At 43.6% G+C, this 18,730-nt stretch carries 18 protein-coding genes; 4 read left to right on the forward strand and 14 right to left on the reverse strand.

Annotated elements, in window-relative coordinates; translation table 11 throughout:
* Positions 1-157 precede the first annotated feature (157 nt).
* Complete coding sequence (locus BW716_RS09265; protein WP_143708798.1) at positions 158-682, forward strand: hypothetical protein; 525 nt, start codon at positions 158-160, stop codon at positions 680-682.
* A 70-nt stretch (positions 683-752) separates the two neighbouring features.
* Here BW716_RS09265 and BW716_RS09270 read toward each other — a convergent pair whose 3' ends face one another.
* The 13 genes from BW716_RS09270 to BW716_RS09330 form a co-directional block, all read right to left on the reverse strand.
* Positions 753-2,531, reverse strand: a complete 1,779-nt coding sequence (locus BW716_RS09270; protein WP_083722256.1) for a hypothetical protein — start codon at positions 2,529-2,531, stop codon at positions 753-755.
* Positions 2,532-2,643: 112 nt separating this feature from the next.
* Complete coding sequence (locus BW716_RS09275; RefSeq protein ID WP_179091059.1) at positions 2,644-3,336, reverse strand: LytTR family DNA-binding domain-containing protein; 693 nt, start codon at positions 3,334-3,336, stop codon at positions 2,644-2,646.
* Entirely contained in the window at positions 3,333-4,352 is a 1,020-nt protein-coding gene (locus BW716_RS09280) for a sensor histidine kinase (protein ID WP_143708799.1), read from the reverse strand. Before BW716_RS09280 ends, BW716_RS09275 begins: the two co-directional genes overlap by 4 nt.
* Before the next feature lie 176 nt (positions 4,353-4,528).
* Entirely contained in the window at positions 4,529-5,044 is a 516-nt protein-coding gene (locus BW716_RS09285; RefSeq protein ID WP_143708800.1) for a hypothetical protein, read from the reverse strand.
* A gap of 280 nt (positions 5,045-5,324) precedes the next feature.
* The gene (locus BW716_RS09290) at positions 5,325-6,086 is read right to left on the reverse strand and encodes a GLPGLI family protein (RefSeq protein WP_143708801.1); all 762 of its coding nucleotides are present in this window, start codon (positions 6,084-6,086) and stop codon (positions 5,325-5,327) included.
* Positions 6,083-8,875, reverse strand: coding sequence for an outer membrane beta-barrel family protein (locus tag BW716_RS09295; RefSeq protein WP_083722261.1), 2,793 nt, complete (start codon positions 8,873-8,875; stop codon positions 6,083-6,085). Before BW716_RS09295 ends, BW716_RS09290 begins: the two co-directional genes overlap by 4 nt.
* Before the next feature lie 117 nt (positions 8,876-8,992).
* Entirely contained in the window at positions 8,993-10,528 is a 1,536-nt protein-coding gene (locus BW716_RS09300; protein WP_083722262.1) for a M20/M25/M40 family metallo-hydrolase, read from the reverse strand.
* Positions 10,529-10,567: 39 nt separating this feature from the next.
* Entirely contained in the window at positions 10,568-11,017 is a 450-nt protein-coding gene (locus tag BW716_RS09305) for a DUF4268 domain-containing protein (protein WP_083722263.1), read from the reverse strand.
* A gap of 13 nt (positions 11,018-11,030) precedes the next feature.
* On the reverse strand, positions 11,031-11,165 hold the full coding sequence (locus tag BW716_RS38430; RefSeq protein WP_255373860.1) for a hypothetical protein: 135 nt from the start codon (positions 11,163-11,165) through the stop codon (positions 11,031-11,033).
* Between the two features lie 61 nt (positions 11,166-11,226).
* A complete protein-coding gene (locus BW716_RS09315; protein WP_083722264.1) occupies positions 11,227-11,733 on the reverse strand; it encodes a YceI family protein in 507 nt (168 codons plus the stop codon).
* Positions 11,734-11,831: 98 nt separating this feature from the next.
* A complete protein-coding gene (locus tag BW716_RS09320) occupies positions 11,832-12,395 on the reverse strand; it encodes a Crp/Fnr family transcriptional regulator (RefSeq protein ID WP_083722265.1) in 564 nt (187 codons plus the stop codon).
* A 1-nt stretch (position 12,396) separates the two neighbouring features.
* Positions 12,397-13,314: an AraC family transcriptional regulator gene (locus BW716_RS09325; protein WP_083722298.1), complete on the reverse strand. Its 918-nt coding sequence runs from the start codon at positions 13,312-13,314 to the stop codon at positions 12,397-12,399.
* Positions 13,315-13,326: 12 nt separating this feature from the next.
* Positions 13,327-14,220 carry an NAD(P)H-binding protein gene (locus BW716_RS09330; protein ID WP_083722266.1) on the reverse strand — a complete coding sequence of 298 codons (894 nt, stop codon included), beginning with the start codon at positions 14,218-14,220 and terminating at the stop codon, positions 13,327-13,329.
* 145 nt (positions 14,221-14,365) lie between these two features.
* Between BW716_RS09330 and BW716_RS09335 the strand changes: the two genes are divergently transcribed.
* Positions 14,366-14,935, forward strand: coding sequence for a Crp/Fnr family transcriptional regulator (locus tag BW716_RS09335; protein ID WP_083722267.1), 570 nt, complete (start codon positions 14,366-14,368; stop codon positions 14,933-14,935).
* A gap of 172 nt (positions 14,936-15,107) precedes the next feature.
* The gene (locus BW716_RS09340; RefSeq protein WP_083722268.1) at positions 15,108-16,037 is read left to right on the forward strand and encodes an MBL fold metallo-hydrolase; all 930 of its coding nucleotides are present in this window, start codon (positions 15,108-15,110) and stop codon (positions 16,035-16,037) included.
* 356 nt (positions 16,038-16,393) lie between these two features.
* Here the strand turns inward: BW716_RS09340 and BW716_RS09345 are convergent, their stop codons facing one another.
* Positions 16,394-17,962 carry a sulfatase gene (locus tag BW716_RS09345; protein ID WP_083722269.1) on the reverse strand — a complete coding sequence of 523 codons (1,569 nt, stop codon included), beginning with the start codon at positions 17,960-17,962 and terminating at the stop codon, positions 16,394-16,396.
* 136 nt (positions 17,963-18,098) lie between these two features.
* On the opposite strand from BW716_RS09345, the gene BW716_RS09350 reads away from it, so the two are divergent.
* Positions 18,099-18,677, forward strand: a complete 579-nt coding sequence (locus BW716_RS09350; protein ID WP_083722270.1) for a Crp/Fnr family transcriptional regulator — start codon at positions 18,099-18,101, stop codon at positions 18,675-18,677.
* The last annotated feature ends 53 nt before the right edge of the window (positions 18,678-18,730 follow it).

Consider the following 18,730-nt stretch of genomic DNA (forward strand, 5'->3'; position numbering starts at 1 on the left):
GAGTGCCTGAAATTGTGAAGAGGGCATAAAAAAATATGTGTTTTTTGAAGGTAGTATGCCTCGAAAACATACCACTACCATCAAAAAATACGTTATTTTTAATGAGCACACTGCGAAAAAATATTTTTGAACAGTGGCCAGATAATATCCTAAACCTATGAAAACTTACATGTTCGTAATGCCTTTGTGCATGGCTTTCGCCTGCAAACAATCAGCTTATTTGCCGGAAGGCAGAAAAATCCCTTTAGGAGATAGTGTAGGTGTCATTACCATCCAATTGCCTTCGCAGTACGATACTGCATTTTCCTTTGTTCATTATGAAATGGGGAAAGACTACCTTATGTACCGCTATCAGCCTAAAACATTGCCTTTGAATAATAGTGACCGGCTCACTGTATATCTATCTATCGACAAGATATACGATACAGCAGCAGCTATTCACCAGTTATTTTCAAGGCATGAACAACTACTCATTGATACCACTATGAATATCAATGGTAATCAATTTTATATCTATGGGAGCAATTTCCAGCAGGACTCTTTCTACTTGCAGACAGTGGAGGCATCCACGGTGAGAAAAGGACGTACACTGACACTTTTGTTCGAAAAGCGTTCCCCCGATGCAGATACCTCTTTCATTGAGAGTTCCAGAAATGCCCTGCTGGCAATGCGTATTGACTAAAGATCTAACCAGGCAGCAATTGCCAGTGTCTTTAATTGTGGTATATCGTAGGCCGTTGCATGCCTGTATACTAAACTGTTGGACATGGATTGAAGCTGGGCAAATTCAACGTCATCACCGCATGATCTAATTCTGCCCGCATTTGTGCGATGTATTCGTTGCTTTCCTTCTTCAATTGCTCTGCCAGTTGTTTGTAGTATTCAATGCCACTCAGCAGGTTTTTCTTGAATGTTTGTAATGATTTTACCTGCTGCGCTGTCAATGAACTGCTTGTTGCTAATTTCTTTTTGAAATAATCCATATAAAGATGCAGCTCATTGATAAACATATTCGGACGGTAAATTTTATTCAGCAAATTCACCCTGCCGTATATATGATTTACCATTTCTGTCAGCGAGAAGATGCCTGAAAAATACGCCAGGTTAGGTCCAGGGCATATCGTCACTGCATTCAGGTTATGTGATAATGGTAATCCGTTATTGATCAGTACAGAACTTGTCAAACCTTCACAGAGACAGTCTTTTACCACTATCTTTTCAAACGCTTCTTTGTATTCCTCACCACTCAGGTTCTGTGCTTCCAGTTCTTTGAGTTTCAGGTTTTGAAATTCTCTGGATGCGGTACAGATAGGATTCTTAGTAAAAGTCGTATCTGTCACCAGGAATTTTTTATAGCAAGGGCTACCCGGTCTTTTTTTCTCAATCCTGGTTTCCAGTTGCTTTTCAGCCGAAGTTCTGCGGAGGTTGTTGAAAGGCACACCCAGTGGAGATGCATCACTTACATAGTAGTCTTCTTTCTGGGCAGTAGCCAGTAGCTGAAGCGTTTCAGTATCTACGTTCGTTGCTTCCGGTACTAACAGGAATGGGCTGCCCCAACCTGTAGCATCCATGGAATAATATTCTAAAAGGAACTCCTGTTCATTGGCAGTACCAATACCACCCTGTACGGTGATCAGTTGTGGAGGCTGTACGGGATAGTGCTTTGCATTGCTGCACAACGCAAATAGCTCAGCAGCTAAATCAGCTCTCTTGGTTCTGAACTCTTCCAGAATAGGTCCGAGTAGTAAACCGTCGGTGGCAAAAGCGTGTCCGCCACAGTTCAACCCTGACTCAATTCTGAATTCAGAGATCCAAACGCCTTTCTTGGCAAACAGTTTACCTTGTATGAGTGCAGAGCGATAGTCGCTCACTTTCAGAATGATCTTTTTCTTCAGCTGCCCATTTTCGTCAGGCAGGAAATCTGCCAGCTGCTCTACATAGTTGTATAGGCGTGGATTATAGCCTGCAGACAATACGACAGAGCTGCTCAGTTTACTATCGGCAAAACCCCTCAATGCAGCAATTGCATCAGAATATTTTTCTGGCAACAAATCACCATTCGCATCTGTACGCAAATTATCAACCTTACACATGATGTTCACATCAATCGCACCTGCTACCAGCTGACTACGCAGGTAATCCTGGTCTACAGGCTCACCATCCAGCATTTTTAGGTACAGTTGTTTTACGGGAACATCGTCTGGAAGTAGTTCGAAATATTTACTCAGTTCGTTATCTTCAAAGAAAGGCAATTCTCGTAAAATGGTCATCTGGCGTTCCACCATTTCGTGGATCAGGTCAAGGTAACCTGTTATTCTTCTGGCTCTGTGGTCTTCTGCGCGCTCGCTGATAGGTTCGTAAGGATGGTCTAAAAGTTTTGAATAATGTGCCCGCATACTCTCTATCACAACATCGTCGGTGATCGATATAACTGACGAGATCCCGAATCTCGCCACTTTGGCTGGCGTGTCTATGGTATACCCCAGACCGAGTACTGGGATATGGAAGTGGTGCAACGTCGTAGTGTTCATTAGGTAAAGTTCACCAGATATTCGTTTTAGATTCCTGACCGTGAGCAGTCTTGTTACTGATGTAGCTCAGCCTTTTCTACTGATTTTATGCAGGTTTTTTAGGTGTTGCCACTTAGATCTTTTTTCTATTGATGACCTCCCAAAATGCTTCGTTGTACTTGTCACTTATCGGGATGCGCTTATCCCCTATGTACACGTGGTTATCCTGAATTTGCTGCAGGTGATCCAGGTTAATAATAAACGAGTGATGAATGCGGAGGAAGGGCAGCGCCAGCATCTCTTCAATTTCCTTGAGCCGGCGGTAGACGAGGATGTTTTCTTTTTCCAGCACCAGTTTTACATATTCTTTCTCACTTTCGGCATAGAGGATGTCGTGAATAGGCACTTTTTTGATGGTTTTGCCGGTTTTGGCAAAGAAATACCCGTTATCCACGACACTTTTCCCGTTCTCAAAGGCGGCTTCGATCTTTTTTTGAGCGTCGAGGAACCTTTTCAGGGTGATGGGCTTTAGTAAATAGTCGATGGCAGAGTAGTTGTAACTGTCTGCCGCAAATTCGGAGTAAGCGGTGGTAAATACGATCTTGATACCAGCGGGCAGTAATGCCGCCAGTGACATGCCATCCAGCAGGGGCATATTGATATCCAGGAAGATGAGATCTGTTTTATGCTGTTTTACCGCCTGCAGGGCTTCCAGTCCGTTAAAACATTTGGCCACAATCTGCCAGTCGGTGGTTTGGCAAATGAGGACTTCCAGCAGACTGACGGCATTGGGCTCGTCGTCGGTAATGATGCAGTTCAGTTTCATATAAGTGGGATTTTTAAGGAGGCGGTGTAGGTACCATCTTTGGATCCACATACCAGTTGGGCTTTATGGCCATACAGAATATCCAGCCTGTGTGTCAGGTTTTTTAACCCCAGACCGGCTTTGACAGCGCTTTGATAATCAGGGATGTGGTTGACGGCTTCAAACAGCAGGTGTTCACTGTTAGTGGTCAGGGAGATACTGATTTTGTTTTCATTGGCACATTTGTCAATGCCATGTTTGAAAATATTCTCGACAAAGGTGATGAGGAGCATGGGAGGGATCATCAGTTGTCCGTCGTATTCCATATTAAAGTCGAGTTGAATGTCGTGACGCACCCGGATCCGTTCCAGACCGATGTAGTTTTCGATGAACCGGACTTCCGTTTCCAGCATCACTTTTTCCCGGGGACTTTCTTCCATAAAGTAGCGCATCATTTCTGCCAGTTTTTCAATGAGCAGGGCGGTGCGGGGAGCTTCAAGGTAAGCTTCGTAATAAATATTGTTTAGGGTATTGAAGAGAAAGTGTGGTTGTACTTTGGATTTCAGGAGGTTCAGTTCTGCCTGACTCTTTTCAAGTAGCAACGAGGCAGTTTGCTTGCGGAGCTTAAAGTAGGCCATGGTCATTCTGATGGGAAAGCCCATAAAGTATACGATGGTCATACCCATGACAGAGCTCACGATCATGTCCGGGCTAAATTTTTCTTCCGGTTTTTCGGTAAAGTAATAATTGTAAAAATACCAACTTCCATAGGATCGGATAGTACCTATTACCAGGATGAAAAAGATGACAGCGAATACGTACAGCGGTTTTTTGCCCTGTTTATACAAATGTGGTTGTAGCACCAGCATGTCTGTATAGATCACGATGGCGTAAAAGCTGGTATAGTAAAGGGAGAAAAAAGTCGCATGTTGCCATGTATTCATGGACAGCAGCGAGGTAAACAGGAAAATGCAGATGAGGCCCCAGCCCAGCCACTGCAATTGCCGCAGGTTGAAATTGAAAATAACTCGTTCCACATAATAAAAATACCAAATCCTGCTCTTTTGCCTCGCTCAATTCAACCATCCGGGTACTTTATTCAATGAACTATTGAAAATATAACCCTGATGGTTGAATAAATTGGGTAAAGAGAGCAAGAATGGACACCTTTGATATAAGGTAAAAGAACGCCATTCTAATGCCTGATTCGCGGCTACTCTTTGTGGGTAGCCGTCTGCATTTTACGAATGAACAAGGTTTGAATGATGAGGGCGATCACATATAGAATCAATAACCCCATGAGGGTTTTGGTGATAGCCGGTGAGGTGATGTCGGTGGCGAGTGGGTGTCCCAATGGTATCCTGGTGAGTGTTTCATTCACCGCAGGAATGAGGGACAATAATAAGGTGGTGGTCATGAGAAAGGTCTGTACGTATTTGGTCCACGCCTGATTGGAGCGACGTAACCAATAAGCAATTGCTAAAAAAAGTAAAATCATGATCGCCAGTGCATGACCCGGATTGAAACCACCTGCTTTTGATAAGCCGAAGGCGGTGATACAGGCAAATACGGTCAGAATAGAGTAATAATTCCCTGTGGTGGTGCCGGGTTGAATTTTGCCAAATTGGATAAAAGCTGCAATTGCAAAAATGATAGCGACGATCGAAATGATCGTATGGATGGTGCCGAGTACGGATAAAGAGATCATATTGTTTGTTGTTTTAGTCATACAAATCTCGAATGAATCCCTAAGGAAAATCTTAACCCCGGTTAAAATCTGGATGCAACCGAGAAAATTCATAATCCGGATGCCCATCAGCAGGTGTTGATGGCATCTACTTTAAGTTCGCTGTATTTGCAAAACCTCTTAAGTTATACACAATACTGCGGTGCACAATCAGGTGGGTATAGTGCTATGTGACAATTTGTAACACCTGCCACTACTGCTTCTGCTTCTTTAAGTATAAATCCCAACCCAGTTGTGGGCCTTCATCTTGTTATAACAACTTTTATAATAACAGCCACCAGATATAGCTACCACCATTATTCCCCCATACTGATTTAATCTTCTCTTTCATTCCTGCGGCTGTCACTGGCATCCCTTTCTTAGGCGGTACAATACTTGTGGCAGGTACACTCGTGAGGTCTACATTCGTCGCAAACCAGGTTACATTATCATGTGGCAGTGCAATGCCTAATATCATACCAGGTAATCCTGTAAAAGACTCCGGCCCTCCTGACACATGTATCTGATCTGTATAAAACGCCACCACATAAATCGAGTCCATCACAATGGCATTTGCTCTCCGGCACTGATAGCCGGCTATCTCCCTCGTTTCGCTGGTGATTTTCCATTGTATGGCCCGTGCTGTGTCATTGATCAGCATATTGTCGCCATACACCTGTTTCTGGCAGGTATACAAGCCTGTAGTCAAATCTGTATAGATCAGGTTCGCCTGATAGACCCCTGGTGAATTCGACATAAAATCCTGTGCCCCCGGATCTGGCATAGGTGTAAATAAAGTTCGGTTGGCAGCAAAACTCAGTTTTGCATTGAGCCTTTTGAACTGAGGATTGGAATTACGCCACGATTCAAAAAATTGTTTCGACATACCATCATCCGGTCTTTCTTTAATGCGTTTGTTGATATACGCATGCATATTGATCGTTTTCTCAAAAGTAATCGTACCGCTGGATGGAAAGCGCTGTTGGGCTGTCAATGACTGTATACCCAATAAGCATACAGCAATCAGTATATAGAGCGTTCTCATGATTTAGGTTTTGCACCACCCATTTTATTGAAGTCCCAGGTGATGGTGAACATGAAATATCTTCTGATCGTGCTGTAGGTATTCTGTGTAATCTGACTACCTGATACATTTCTGTTAAAACCAGAATTCTGATTCAGCAGGTCATTCACCGAAGCCGCTACTCTCAGTTGTTTTTCCTTCAGGAATTTCCGGCTTACTTCCATATTCCAGATCGTTCTCTTCAGATCTGTATTAAACGATTTGGTTTTTGGAGAATAAGTAAAATTCGTTCTGGAATAAAACTCGAAATTTTTTGGAAGGAACACCCGGAACTCGGCACCCGCATCGAATCCCAATCCGTTACTATTCAGGCTGGGCAATAGCGATGACTTCTGAATGGTATAATTTGGCCGGGCGTTAACTTCGAAGTAACCCTTTTTGTCAGCATTCTTTCTAAGGGTGAGCTCTGGCGAAATAGTGTAGGACGTTGCTTTGTTCAGTACACTATTCACCATGTTATAAGACACATTGGTATTGGCAGACAACATCGTTGCAAGGCTCATGCCCCACCAATTGGTTTTGAAATCACGCATCGCCCAGATACCTCCATTGTAGCCATTCTTCTTAATATTTGCATATTGGTAAGTACTGGCGCCGGCAGAATCTGTTACTACATTCGATACAATCGAATTATGCTTGAGCGAGAAGTTCGCATTCAGGTACATGTATTGCTGCGTAATCGCTTTATAGGAATTGTAATTCCAGTAAATATCATCGCTATAAGACGGATCCAGGTCAGGATTGCCCAGGTGTATATTCAGTGGATCGGTGTTAATTCTCACAGGTTGCAATTGTGTCACTGTGGGCAATTGCGTTCTCCTGGTTACGTTAAAGGTCATAGACTTTGACTGACTGAATGTATACGTCAGGTAGACTTGTGGATTGATATTGACAAAGTTCCGTTTGAAGGTGCTGTTGTCATAGCGGTTCAGTTGTTCGAACGATACATTGGATACCTTGGAACCTGCACTGAGTCTGAACTTAGTCGCCTTGTAAATAAACATCGCGCCACCCTGATGAGAGACGTTGTCAATTTTGAAATCGTTGCTATACAGGCTATCCAGTACATCGTACTTATCGGAGTCAGATTTTTTGTACGTGTTCAGGTTACTGTTGGCATTGGTCAGCACAAAGTCGTAGGAGAACGCAAGTTGTGCTTTGTCTGACAGTGGTTCATTGAAGGTTGCATTAGCGGTCAAAGTATTGTTGTCGCTATGCTGCACCCTGTTCTGATCGTTGACCACACTACTATCCAGTCCTTCCTTTTCATTATAGTAATTAATAGCAGATTTCAGGAACTCATTTCCATTATTACGGGTATAACCTTCACTGATACCCATGGAGAATTTTCTGCCTTTCTTTTTCAATTGCTTATTGAATAAGATGCCGGCATTAAAGGTGGTTTCATCCGTTTTAGAATGCACTGCCCTGCTGTTAGTATTGAGCAGCGTACTATCCTGGCGCAGGCTGGTAGTATTATACTCGTTATCGACTGAACTGTTCCTTGAACCACCGGCGGCATTCACCACGAGGGTACTGGTGGTGTCCAGTTTGAATTCAAAGCGGCCATTACCTTTATGGCGGAAGAGATAATTATGGAATTGCTGATCAGAGGTGGTATTGATGTAGGAAGAAGGCAATGTGTTTTGTGTAATTACACGCTTGTTTCCATCTACCGCCAGAGACCCTATTCTATAATTGACATTGACGGTAGTCTTGTCATTATTGAATTTATTGTCGTAGTGCACACCGCCGTTTTTCGCGGTGGGCAGGCCTTCTCCATAGTATTCACCATTGTAGCTTTCCAGCTCATCGTTGGTCTCCCCGGAGATGCGGATGCTGCCATCGTCTCCAAAGTTGAAGTTGTAGTTACTCATGCCATACTTGCTGCTTTCACCCCAATCCATACCAAAATGGCCGGTGTTGTCTAATATGCCATAAGCGGAGAATCGTTCTTTGCCTTTGAATGCATTGAACATTAGCTTACCGGTATAGAAATTATCTGTACCGCCAGAGGCTTCGACCTTGCCGAAGTAACCGTTCTTTTTGTCTTCCTTGAGTTTGATGTTGATGGTTTTCTCTTTCTTACCATCATCAATCCCCGTGAAGTTTGCCTGGTCGCTGGATCGCTCGTAGACCTGTACTTTGTCTACCATATCGGCACGAATGTTTTTCGTCACGAGAGTAGGGTCGTCACCGAAGAATTCTTCACCATCCACGAGTACCTTATTGACGGTTTTGCCCTGGGCGGTGATCTTTCCATCTTTGTCTACTTCTATCCCCGGAAATTGCCGGAGCAGGTCTTCTACTTTTGCATTCGGCTCTACGTGAAAGGCAGAGGCGTCATACTCGGTGGTATCGCCTTTGATCTTCATCTCCGCTTTCTTGCCCTGGATCAGTACTTCCGTTAATAGTCTCGACCTCAGGAGCATGTTGATACCCTGAAAATCGTACACAGGTTTAGTTGAATCCAGGCTAAACTCTGCGGTGTAGTCTGCATATCCCGGGTAGGATACTAGCAAAATAAACTGGCCACTTTCTTTAAGTGGTACAGAAAAATTGTGACTGGAGTTATTCCAGATGAACTTGCAAAGGGTGGAGTCCTTTGCTCTGAGTACGCTGATCGTGGCATCAGTAATCTTTATTCCAGCAGCTGAATCGGTCAAACTCCCTTTCACGGCATAAGGCTGCTGGGCATACAGGTAACATGAGCACAAACAAAGAAGAAGGAGTATAGGTCCTGCTTTCATTTGTAAAATTTTGATGCATGGGTTAATCCGTCTACACTTGTACCTCTAGGTTATCAAATCAAAAATAAACTAAATTTTTAGTTGTGTGCCCATGCATCTCATTTTAACAAAAATTTATTAAAATCCGTCGAAGATAAAAGGCGTATTATCAATGGCTTTAGCAGGAAGTTTTTCATCTCTGATGCTGGCCTGGTAGGCGAAGCAGGCAATGATGACGGCGGCTTGTTTCAAGTCTTCTATTTGTAAATGATCATAGTCGTCCAGGTTTGTATGATGGGTTTTGCTGTTATAATCTACAGGGTCCTGAATGAATTGAAAGGCGGGAATTCCTGCCCAGTCAAAAGACAGGTGATCGGTGGATCCGGTGTTGTGGAGAGTAATAGTATTGGCACCTAGAGTATCGAATGGCGCGAACCATTTTTTGAAGATGGGTACGACGGCGGTGTTGTTTTGGGCGAAAATTCCTCTGATCCTGCCCGTGCCGTTGTCCAGGTTAAAGTAGACGGAAATGTTTGACTGTGATGGTTTTATTTGTCTGGTTTTCTTTTCCCTGAAATGATTGGTGACATAGTTAAATGAGCCATGCAGGCCCTGTTCTTCCCCTCCCCATAATGCGACTCTGATCGTTCTGCCGGGTTTGAGTTTTAGTGAATCCAGTAGTCGCAGGGCTTCCATCATGACAACACAACCGGCAGCGTTATCAGTGGCACCAGTGGCGGCTGTCCAGCTATCGAGGTGGGCGCCCAGCATCACGACTTGTGAGTTCAATTGTGGGTTAGACCCTTTTAGCTCTGCAATCACATTCATACCGGGTACTTCTTCTGTAGAAGCTTTTACCTGTAGGTTCATTTTCAGCACCACCTTTTTTAATCGGCTTATGCGTTGTGCATCTTCATTGGCGATATCTACTTCAGGCAGTACCATGGGGTTATTTTTTCTAAATCCATAAGTGGCCTGGTTCATCACTACACCATTATCACTGTTTCCTCTTGCCGCAATGATACCGATCGCCCCTGCCTGTTTTAATGCCTTTCTACACACGGGCAGGTTATGAAGATACACTTGAATGTGTTTCATCTCCTCCGACGATATCATGTAGGTATCTTTCAAAGTGTCCAGTGCTGCCTGATCATGCCTGGTAGCGGCCACCCCAAAATTCTTATGGGTATCTACAGGGGTGCTTTCGATCAGTATGAATTTATCTTTGAATTGGGCAGCGTGATTTTGTAACCAGTCAGCGTCCAGTGATTGCTCACGAGTGATGGTAGTCACCTCTCCCTGCAGGTGATCGGCGGCGGGTGACCATGGCACCGGATAAGCATGTATCGGAAAATAATATGGAGTGACGGCATCCAGGCTAAAGCTCTCAGCCTCCCATTGAATACCGAAAGGGCCCCAGGATTCAGTGCCGGCATAGCTCACATGCCATTTTTTAAATTCCTGTACTGCCCAGTCAGCGGCTCTTTTAAAACCAGGAGAACCTGTAAGCCGGCCACCAGATTGGTCTGTCAGCCCCTGGGCTAATTGAGGAATATGAGAGTAGGCAAATTCTGCCTGCATTATTTTCTGAACGATGGCAGGATCGATCGCGTCCTGTGCAAGGCAGTTTTGATGGCATGCAATAGCTATGAGAGAAAGCCATAAAATTTTCATGTGCGGATCTTTTAATTACGGTTAACTAATCACCGTAATTTATAACAATCCTTCAAAACCATACTTAGCCATGCTCCAAAATTCATCCAGTGCAATGATGCGGGGTTTGAAAAATGAGATAATTGCAGGCCAGTCTTCGCCTTGCAAAACATTCACATTTTCCAGCCGGGTACTGATGGTACTCATTGTTTTTCCATACTCGTCCATGGTATTGGCCTGCCATTGCCAGTCCTCTCCCAATGTCGTTTCCAGAACCGCTTTGTTGACGACAAACAACTTATAGAACCGGGGATCCGATTGTGTAATGACAATGGCAATGCTGGCATGCCGGCTATCGGCATCCATTTTAAAAAATACACCGGCAACACCTGTCTTATAGTTCAGCCAGCTAATAGGCTCCCCGTCCGCAGATAGCACGGGTTTCATATATCGACCAAAGGCGGTCCAGAAATTCTCTTTCAGTTTTGAAACTTCCTGTTTGGAATACATGCTGCGAAAATACTCACTGGAAGCACCAGTGCAAAATTTTCGCAATATTCTTTGCGTCGTTCATGCCTCTGTGGTGGGCACCTTCCAGTGAGATCTTTAGCATGCTCAGCGCTTTTTGCATACTGACAGGACGATCCGTTTTTTTCAATCGATGCTCGTTAGCAAAAAGATGAGGTAAATTTCATATTTCTGAATATACAAACACCTTGCTAAAGGCGGATTAGTTCTATTTCTCCAGATAACTTCACATCATCACCTACAATCAGGTTACCGGCATCATTAAGCAGGTGAAAGTTCAAACCAAAATCTTTTCGGTTGATCTTTCCATTGATTTCAAAACCAGCTCTGTGGTCATTGAACCTGCCAATACCACTGCCTGTATGTTCTACTTGCAGGGTAACAGGCCGGGTATTATTTAAGATGGTTAGTTCACCTTTTAAAGTATCATTGGCTAATACGCCATTGAATGTAATGGTAGGGAATTGCGCAGCGTCAAAGAAGATATTCGAGGTAAGATGACCGTCGCGTTCTTTATTATTGGTGTCTATGCTTTGTACTTCCAATGTGAAAGTAACAGAAGCATGTTCGAAGTTTTCATTGTCTGTTTGTACAGTGCCGCTGAATGCCCTGAAGAAGCCCGATACGTTGGCAATGCCAAGGTGTTTTACTTTAAAACCGATTTGAGAATGTCCGGGATCAATGTTCCATTGTGTCATAGCTTTAATTTTTTGTCAAAGCTATATGGAGGCATGGGGGAATATTTTACCATAGGGTAAATAATCAACAAATAGTTCTGATCCGGCTAGTGCTGAAATTACCTGATTGTCCTGATCCTGCTAAGCGACTGCTGTGTAATTCCCAGGTATTTCGCCATATCCCCCAGGCTAATCCTTTGATGAATTGCATTATTCTCCTCTACAAACAATCTGTACCTATCCGCCGCATTCTCTTCCAACATCTCACTGATCCTTTTCGTCATCTTAGTAGCAGCTATACTCACCAGCTTACGAAAGAACGTCTCCACAGCATGATGTTGTTTACATAACCCCTCCATGACCTCATAACGAATCATAGTAACAGTTGTATCTTCCAGCGCTACCAGATTAAACTTAGATGGCACCTGATTCAAATAACTATCAAACACCGTAAAAAGTACATTCTCAGAAAAGAACCGCATAATAAACTCCTTATCATCCTTCTCAGAGAACGACTTGATCAATCCTTCATTAACAAAATAAAGATACCTGCAGGTTTCCCCACTCCGCAACAGGAAGTCTCCTTTGTTGTAAGACTTAGTGATCGCCTGCGAAGTCAGTTCCCACAATACAGCATCTTCCAACGGTGAAAACTGCTGACAATACAGTACCAGATTTGCCATATTAATTAAATGAATTTCGGAATTCCAATGGCGATAACTGTGTCTTCGCCTTAAACAATTTACTAAATGACTGTGGATAATCAAACCCTAATCCATAAGCAATCTCACTCACCGACAAATCAGTAGTAGATAACTGTTCCTTGGCCTTCTCAATGAGTTTATCCTGTATATGTTGCTGTGTACTCTTGCCTGTTAATGTCTTCAGTAAGTTGCTCAGATAATTCGCCGATACATTTAGCGCTGTTGAAATGTACTTTACACTGGGTAGCCCTTTTTTTACCAACTCATCACTATTAAAATAATCAGTCAGCAATGCTTCCAGTTTTTCCAGAATGTGATGATTACTGATTTTTCTTGTAATAAACTGTCGCTGATAAAACCGCTCCGCATACGCCAACAGCGATTCCAGCTGCGCCAGAATGATCTCCTGGCTGAATTGATCGATATTGGTATGATACTCTCTCTTAATATTCTCCACAATAGCAGAAACCGTCAGCTCTTCTTTTTCTGAAAGAAACAATGCCTCGTTCACTGCATAATCAAAATACTGGTACTGTCTGATCTTCTTTGCCAGCGGCGTATTCCACAGAAAATCGGGATGGATCAGTAACACCCATCCCGATTGATTTATTTCTTTTGAAAGTGGTTCGATACTAAACACCTGTCCCGGCGCCATGAAACTCATCACTCCTTCATCAAAATCATACTCCTGCTGTCCATATTTCATTTTCACATTGTAGCCTTTCTTCATGCTGATCAGGTAAAAATTGAACACAATACTGACCGGCTCTTCCATATGAATATCTTTGATAGGCGCTACGTCTATCACACTGATCAGTGGATGCTCCGGTTTAGGGAAGCCCCTGAACTCGTGAAATGCAGATATTGTACTAAAAGTAAAGATGCGTTTTCCGGCCATCATACAAGTTAATTATTTTGCTGCAAAGGCGTTGGCAAAGTCTTTTGCGAAGTCTTTCACTTTCACCTTCCCAAATTCCGCTGGTCTGTTTTTTAAGTAATCAGCTTGCAGGACACCTTCGTGCACGCTGGCATACATTTCTACCATACCCTGGGCGATAGCGGGTTGCATACCGGCAGCTATCAGACCTTGCAGGTATTGTTCATTGGGAAGAGCGATCCATTGCAGGCCGGGTTTGCCAATAGCCTCTCCTATAATCTGTGCAGTTTCATTGCAGGTCAGTTCATCGCTTACTACATATCTTACCCTTCTGTGGGCAGCTGGCAGTGTGATTTCATCTGCAATTGCAGCGGCGATATCTGATGGTGCTACCCAGGTAGCGATGTCATCTCCTCCGGTATTGGAAGCCATGATACCTTGTTGCTTGATCAATCCTATAAAAGCATACAAGTTATAATAGAAGCCTACAGCACGCATGAAGGTAATGTCTGCATCCGCCAGTGTATTCAATGCCTGCTCTACATTGTAATGCAGTTTAATGAGTCCTGAGCCATGTTCCAGATGTGCACCGATACTACTCAGGTGAATGACTCTTTTTACACCGGCCTGCCTGATAGCCTGTGTCAGGTTGTCTGCCACTTTCTGGCATTCAGCGTACAGGTCTACATTGGGATCGAAGTAGCTGACAAAGGGAGGGATCATGGTATACACGAGGTCAGCGCCTGTAAAGGTGCGGGTGAGGAAATCTGCATCTTCAATAGAACCGACAGCCGGTGTGGCGCCGAGTGCTTTGATAGCGGCCGTTCTATCTTCTTTGCTGGTGACGATTGTCAGGTCATGGTGATGAAGAAGTTGTGCCAGTGGTAATCCGATATGGCCTAAGGAGCCTGTTAAAACGATTTTCATGCTATTTGATTTTGTATCACAAAACTCCTGATAAACGGGTGCGCGGACGTAACCAAATCTAAGGTTGTTGTGTTCAAATCTTTCTCCGCGTTGTTGGCGGCGGTGATATTGGGGGTATCTTACTATAGTTTCCTACATTTGCAGCATGGTGCACCCACTGCGAGCTCATATAGAAGCCATCAGTAAACTCACTGATGAGGAATTTGAATATATCCTGTCTCATTTTACGCCTGTTAAACTGAAGAAACATCACCTGCTTGTCAGGGAAGGGGAGTTGGTGAAGTGTGAATACTTTGTGTTGAAAGGTTGTCTCCGCGCTTATATGACTGAAGAAAAATCAGGTAAGGAATATACTTATCAGTTCGCCGCTGAAACCTGGTGGATCTCAGAGCGGGATGCATTTTTAAATCAGACCCCTTCAAAAACCGCTATTGAATGTTTGGAAGATTGTGAGTTACTGGCCATTACCCTGGAAGATACCTTGAAGGTGGGGCGGGAACTCTGGAAGTATGAACATTATAAAAGTGTCAAGTCTGCCCATGGGTTTGTTGCATTGCAAAAGCGGGTGCAGCTGATGATTATGGGAAGTGCGAAAGAACGGTTTGAGCATTTTGTAATGCAATATCCGCATTTATATAACCGGATCCCTAAAGCGATGATTGCTACGTATCTGGGTGTAACCCGCGAAACGATCAGTCGTTTGTACCGTAAATAATTTGAGTAACATATGCAATTATCCAGTCAGATCTCCTGCTAGCCTTGGAGTAACCCGCAAAAACATAAGTCGTTTGTATCGTAATGTTACAAATGTCACAATTTTAAAGTGACATTTGTCCTTCGACAGCAGTGCTTTGAGCAGCAATTTTGTGTCTCAAATTACAAACGACATGAAATATTTGTTCTTCTCTCTACTGTTTTTCGCAACATTTGCCACTTATGCACAAGAGCAACCTGGCTACTATCGCATGACATTAGGCGATTGTGAAGTCATCGCTATCTCCGATGGTACTGTTCCCCTGAATTTAAAGGGTTTATTACACGAAAAGAAAGCAGGTGAAATTGAATCACTGTTAAAACAGAACTACCTGGACACGATTGTAGAAACATCTATTACTGCATACCTGGTAAAGACCAATAATCAACTCATCCTGATCGACGCTGGTACGGGCAACTTTTTGGGCGCCACTTTAGGCAAAGTCCGTCACAACCTGGAAGCAGCAGGTTATAAGCCGGAAGATATCAATGTAGTTTTATTAACACACCTGCATGCAGATCACGTAGGTGGTTTAAGTGAAGGTGGTAAAATGGTTTTCCCAAATGCCACTCTTTACATCAGTCAGCCGGAAGCTGATTTCTGGTTAAACCCAGCCAACAAAGCCACTGCCAATAAAAGAGCGACTTCTTTCTTTGATCCTGCACAGCAATCAATTGCTCCTTATCAACAGGCGGGGAAGGTAAAAACATATGCTCCTGGCGCACAGTTGTTACCGGGTATCAGTGCCATTGCATTGGCAGGGCATACACCAGGTCACAGTGCTTTTATGCTGACCAGCAAGGGCGAAAAACTGGTCTTTGTAGGTGATATCATTCATGCTGGTGCGGTACAATTAGTAGATCCGGGCGTGACAATTGATTTCGATGTGGAATTTGCAGGTGCTGAAGCTGCGAGAACGAAAGCCTTTGATGATGCTGCAAAGCAAGGGTATTGGGTGGCCGCACCACATTTATCATTCCCAGGAATTGGACATGTGAAAAAGGTGGGGAAAGGATATGAATGGTTGCCTATTAATTATATGACGGTGAAGTTTCTGCATTAGTGTAGAAACTTTCTTCTAATGTGTCCATATCATCCCCTGCGGATTGAATCGGAGAGTATGTATTTCAGAGGTTCCTTTCTTGTATACGGCATATATCAAAAGTAAGAAAATTTGGATACATCATTTACTAACCTGGACACATCTACCCCAACTCCCTAAAGCATGTGTTGCTGTACAATAAAGCACAGCAACACATGCATATCATCTTCATCACCGGTGCCTCTTAAATGCATCAGAAAATGTGATAATGGAAAATGCAAAATGGCGCATCGCAGGATTAAGAGAGGAAAGTATACGGCCTGAAAAATGGAGAAGTTTAATGGAAAAAAAATAGCCCCCGCAAGGGGGCTACTCCGCTATATCTCCTTATTAATTATCTCCAACGCCTCCTTATCCTCATACTCCACTATCAACTTCCTCAACCGCTCCTTCAAATCCTTCACCACCTTTGCATACTGGGTATCCTTATACACATTCACCTTCTCCCCCGGATCCTTCTTCAAATTAAACAACTCCCAACTCTCCACTCCCTTATAAAACCTCACCAACACAAAATCCTTCGCCCTTATCCCAAAATGCGGACTCACATGATGCGGCTGCGGATACTCATAATAATGATAATACACATCCTTCCTCCAATCCTTCGGCTCCTTCCCCTTCAACAAAGAAAAGAACGACCTCCCCTGTATATCCGCCGGCGCTTTTATCCCCGCAAAATCCAAAATAGTCGGCGCCCAATCCACATTAGACACAAACCCAGCTACCTTCGTTCCCGGCTTTATCACCCCCGGATACTTTGCCACAAACGCCGTCTTCAAAGACTGCTCATATATAAACCGTTTATCAAACCATCCATGCTCTCCCAAATAAAACCCCTGATCAGAAGCATAAATCACCACCGTATTCTTACTCAACCCCGTACTATCCAGGTAATCCAAAATACGCCCAATATTTCTATCCAAAGACTTCGCCGTTGCATAATAGTCCTTCAGATAGCGCTGGAACTTCCACTTTACCAACTCCTTCCCACTTAATTTCTTCGCATCAAAATCAGCCGAAATCTTACCATAATACTTCTCATACGCCCCTGCCTGTTCTGGGTCCAACCTTGCATACCCCTTGTTCACATACCGCTTATTAGGCCCTGCATCCGCAGCATCCTTCAATGCTGTTCCAAATTTCTGATGCACTTTCAGATCCAGATCCAACAGCATTGTCTTATCAATTGTCATATCCTGATCCTGAGCTGCCAATCTCGTATCGTAGTTGTCAAAGAAATCGTCCGGCAATGGGAAATCAATATTATCATACGCGCCCAGATCCTGCACATCCGGCAACCACTCCCTATGTGTAGCCTTCTCTCCTACTACCGCAAAGAACGGCTTGCTTGTATCCCGCTTCTGCAACCAGTCAAAGAAGAACTCAGAGATCAGATTCGTCACATACCCCTTATACTGAATCGTATCATTCTGATTATTGATAAACTCCGGATTATAATACTGACCCTGCCCCGGCAAGATATTAAAGTAATCAAACCCAACCGGCAAACTACCCAGATGCAGCTTTCCAATCCACGCCGTCTGATACCCTCCCTGCTGCAATAGAGTAGGGAAGTTGGTCTGATTCACATCATACCGTTTTTCATTCAGGGTATACCCATTTTTATGGCTATACTTCCCCGTCAGCAAAGTCGCCCGGCTTGGCCCACAAATAGAATTTGCTACAAAGTTGTTATTCAGCAATGCACCTGCATTGGCTATCCTGTCTATATTGGGCGTCTGCACCAGCTTATTACCATAAGCACTCGTCGCCTGGTAAGCATGGTCGTCAGACAGGATAAAGATGATGTTAGGTCTGTTCTGCGCCTGTGTATACAACACTGTTGTCAACAACACGCATAGCAACCCAAATGGACGTAATAACATGGTCTGGTTAGTTAAAAGTAAATGTCCTGTGTCTGACTAACAGTCTACTGATTTAGTAGAGCAAATAAAGTAAATATATTCCCGGAATGAAAGTATTTGGTGGAATTTTTTTTCAGGAGTAAATTTAGAGAGAGTTATGATCGCTGAATTTCAAGCATATTGCCGCACACTAACGCTACTCTCTGATGAAGAGATAGAGCGGATTACCGCATTCGCAGTTCCCAGAACGCTACAGCGAGGTGAGCACCTGTTGCAGCAGGGACAGGTATGTCGGCATAAAACGTTCATAATAAAAGGTTTACTACGTAATTACGGTACTGCTGCCGATGGCACTGAATACATTTTACAATTCTCTTCAGCGCATCAGTGGATATTAGATCCGGAAAGTTATCACCTGCAGTCTGCCTCAAAATTTAAAATAGCTGCCATAGAGCGTACTGATGTATTGCAATGGCCAAAGGCTGAATTTGATACCTTATTAAACGAGATGCCGGCGCTGAATACTTATTCACAGCAATTGGTCTCAAGAATTAATTATACCGGCCGGCAGCGGCTGTTTACCACGCTTAGTGGTACGCCTGAAGAAAAGTATGATGACTTTGTTATTAACAACCCTGATTTACTCTCCCGTGTTCCACTCCATATGATCGCTGCTTATCTGGGTATGTCATTAAAGACATTGACCCGTATCCGGCATGCACAGTTACATCGTTAATTTAAATATGGTCAAATGACCACATTTACACCACCACATTAAATGACTTTTGT

It is taken from the genome of [Flexibacter] sp. ATCC 35208 (genome assembly GCF_001975825.1).
Taxonomy (GTDB): Bacteria; Bacteroidota; Bacteroidia; order Chitinophagales; family Chitinophagaceae; genus Chitinophaga.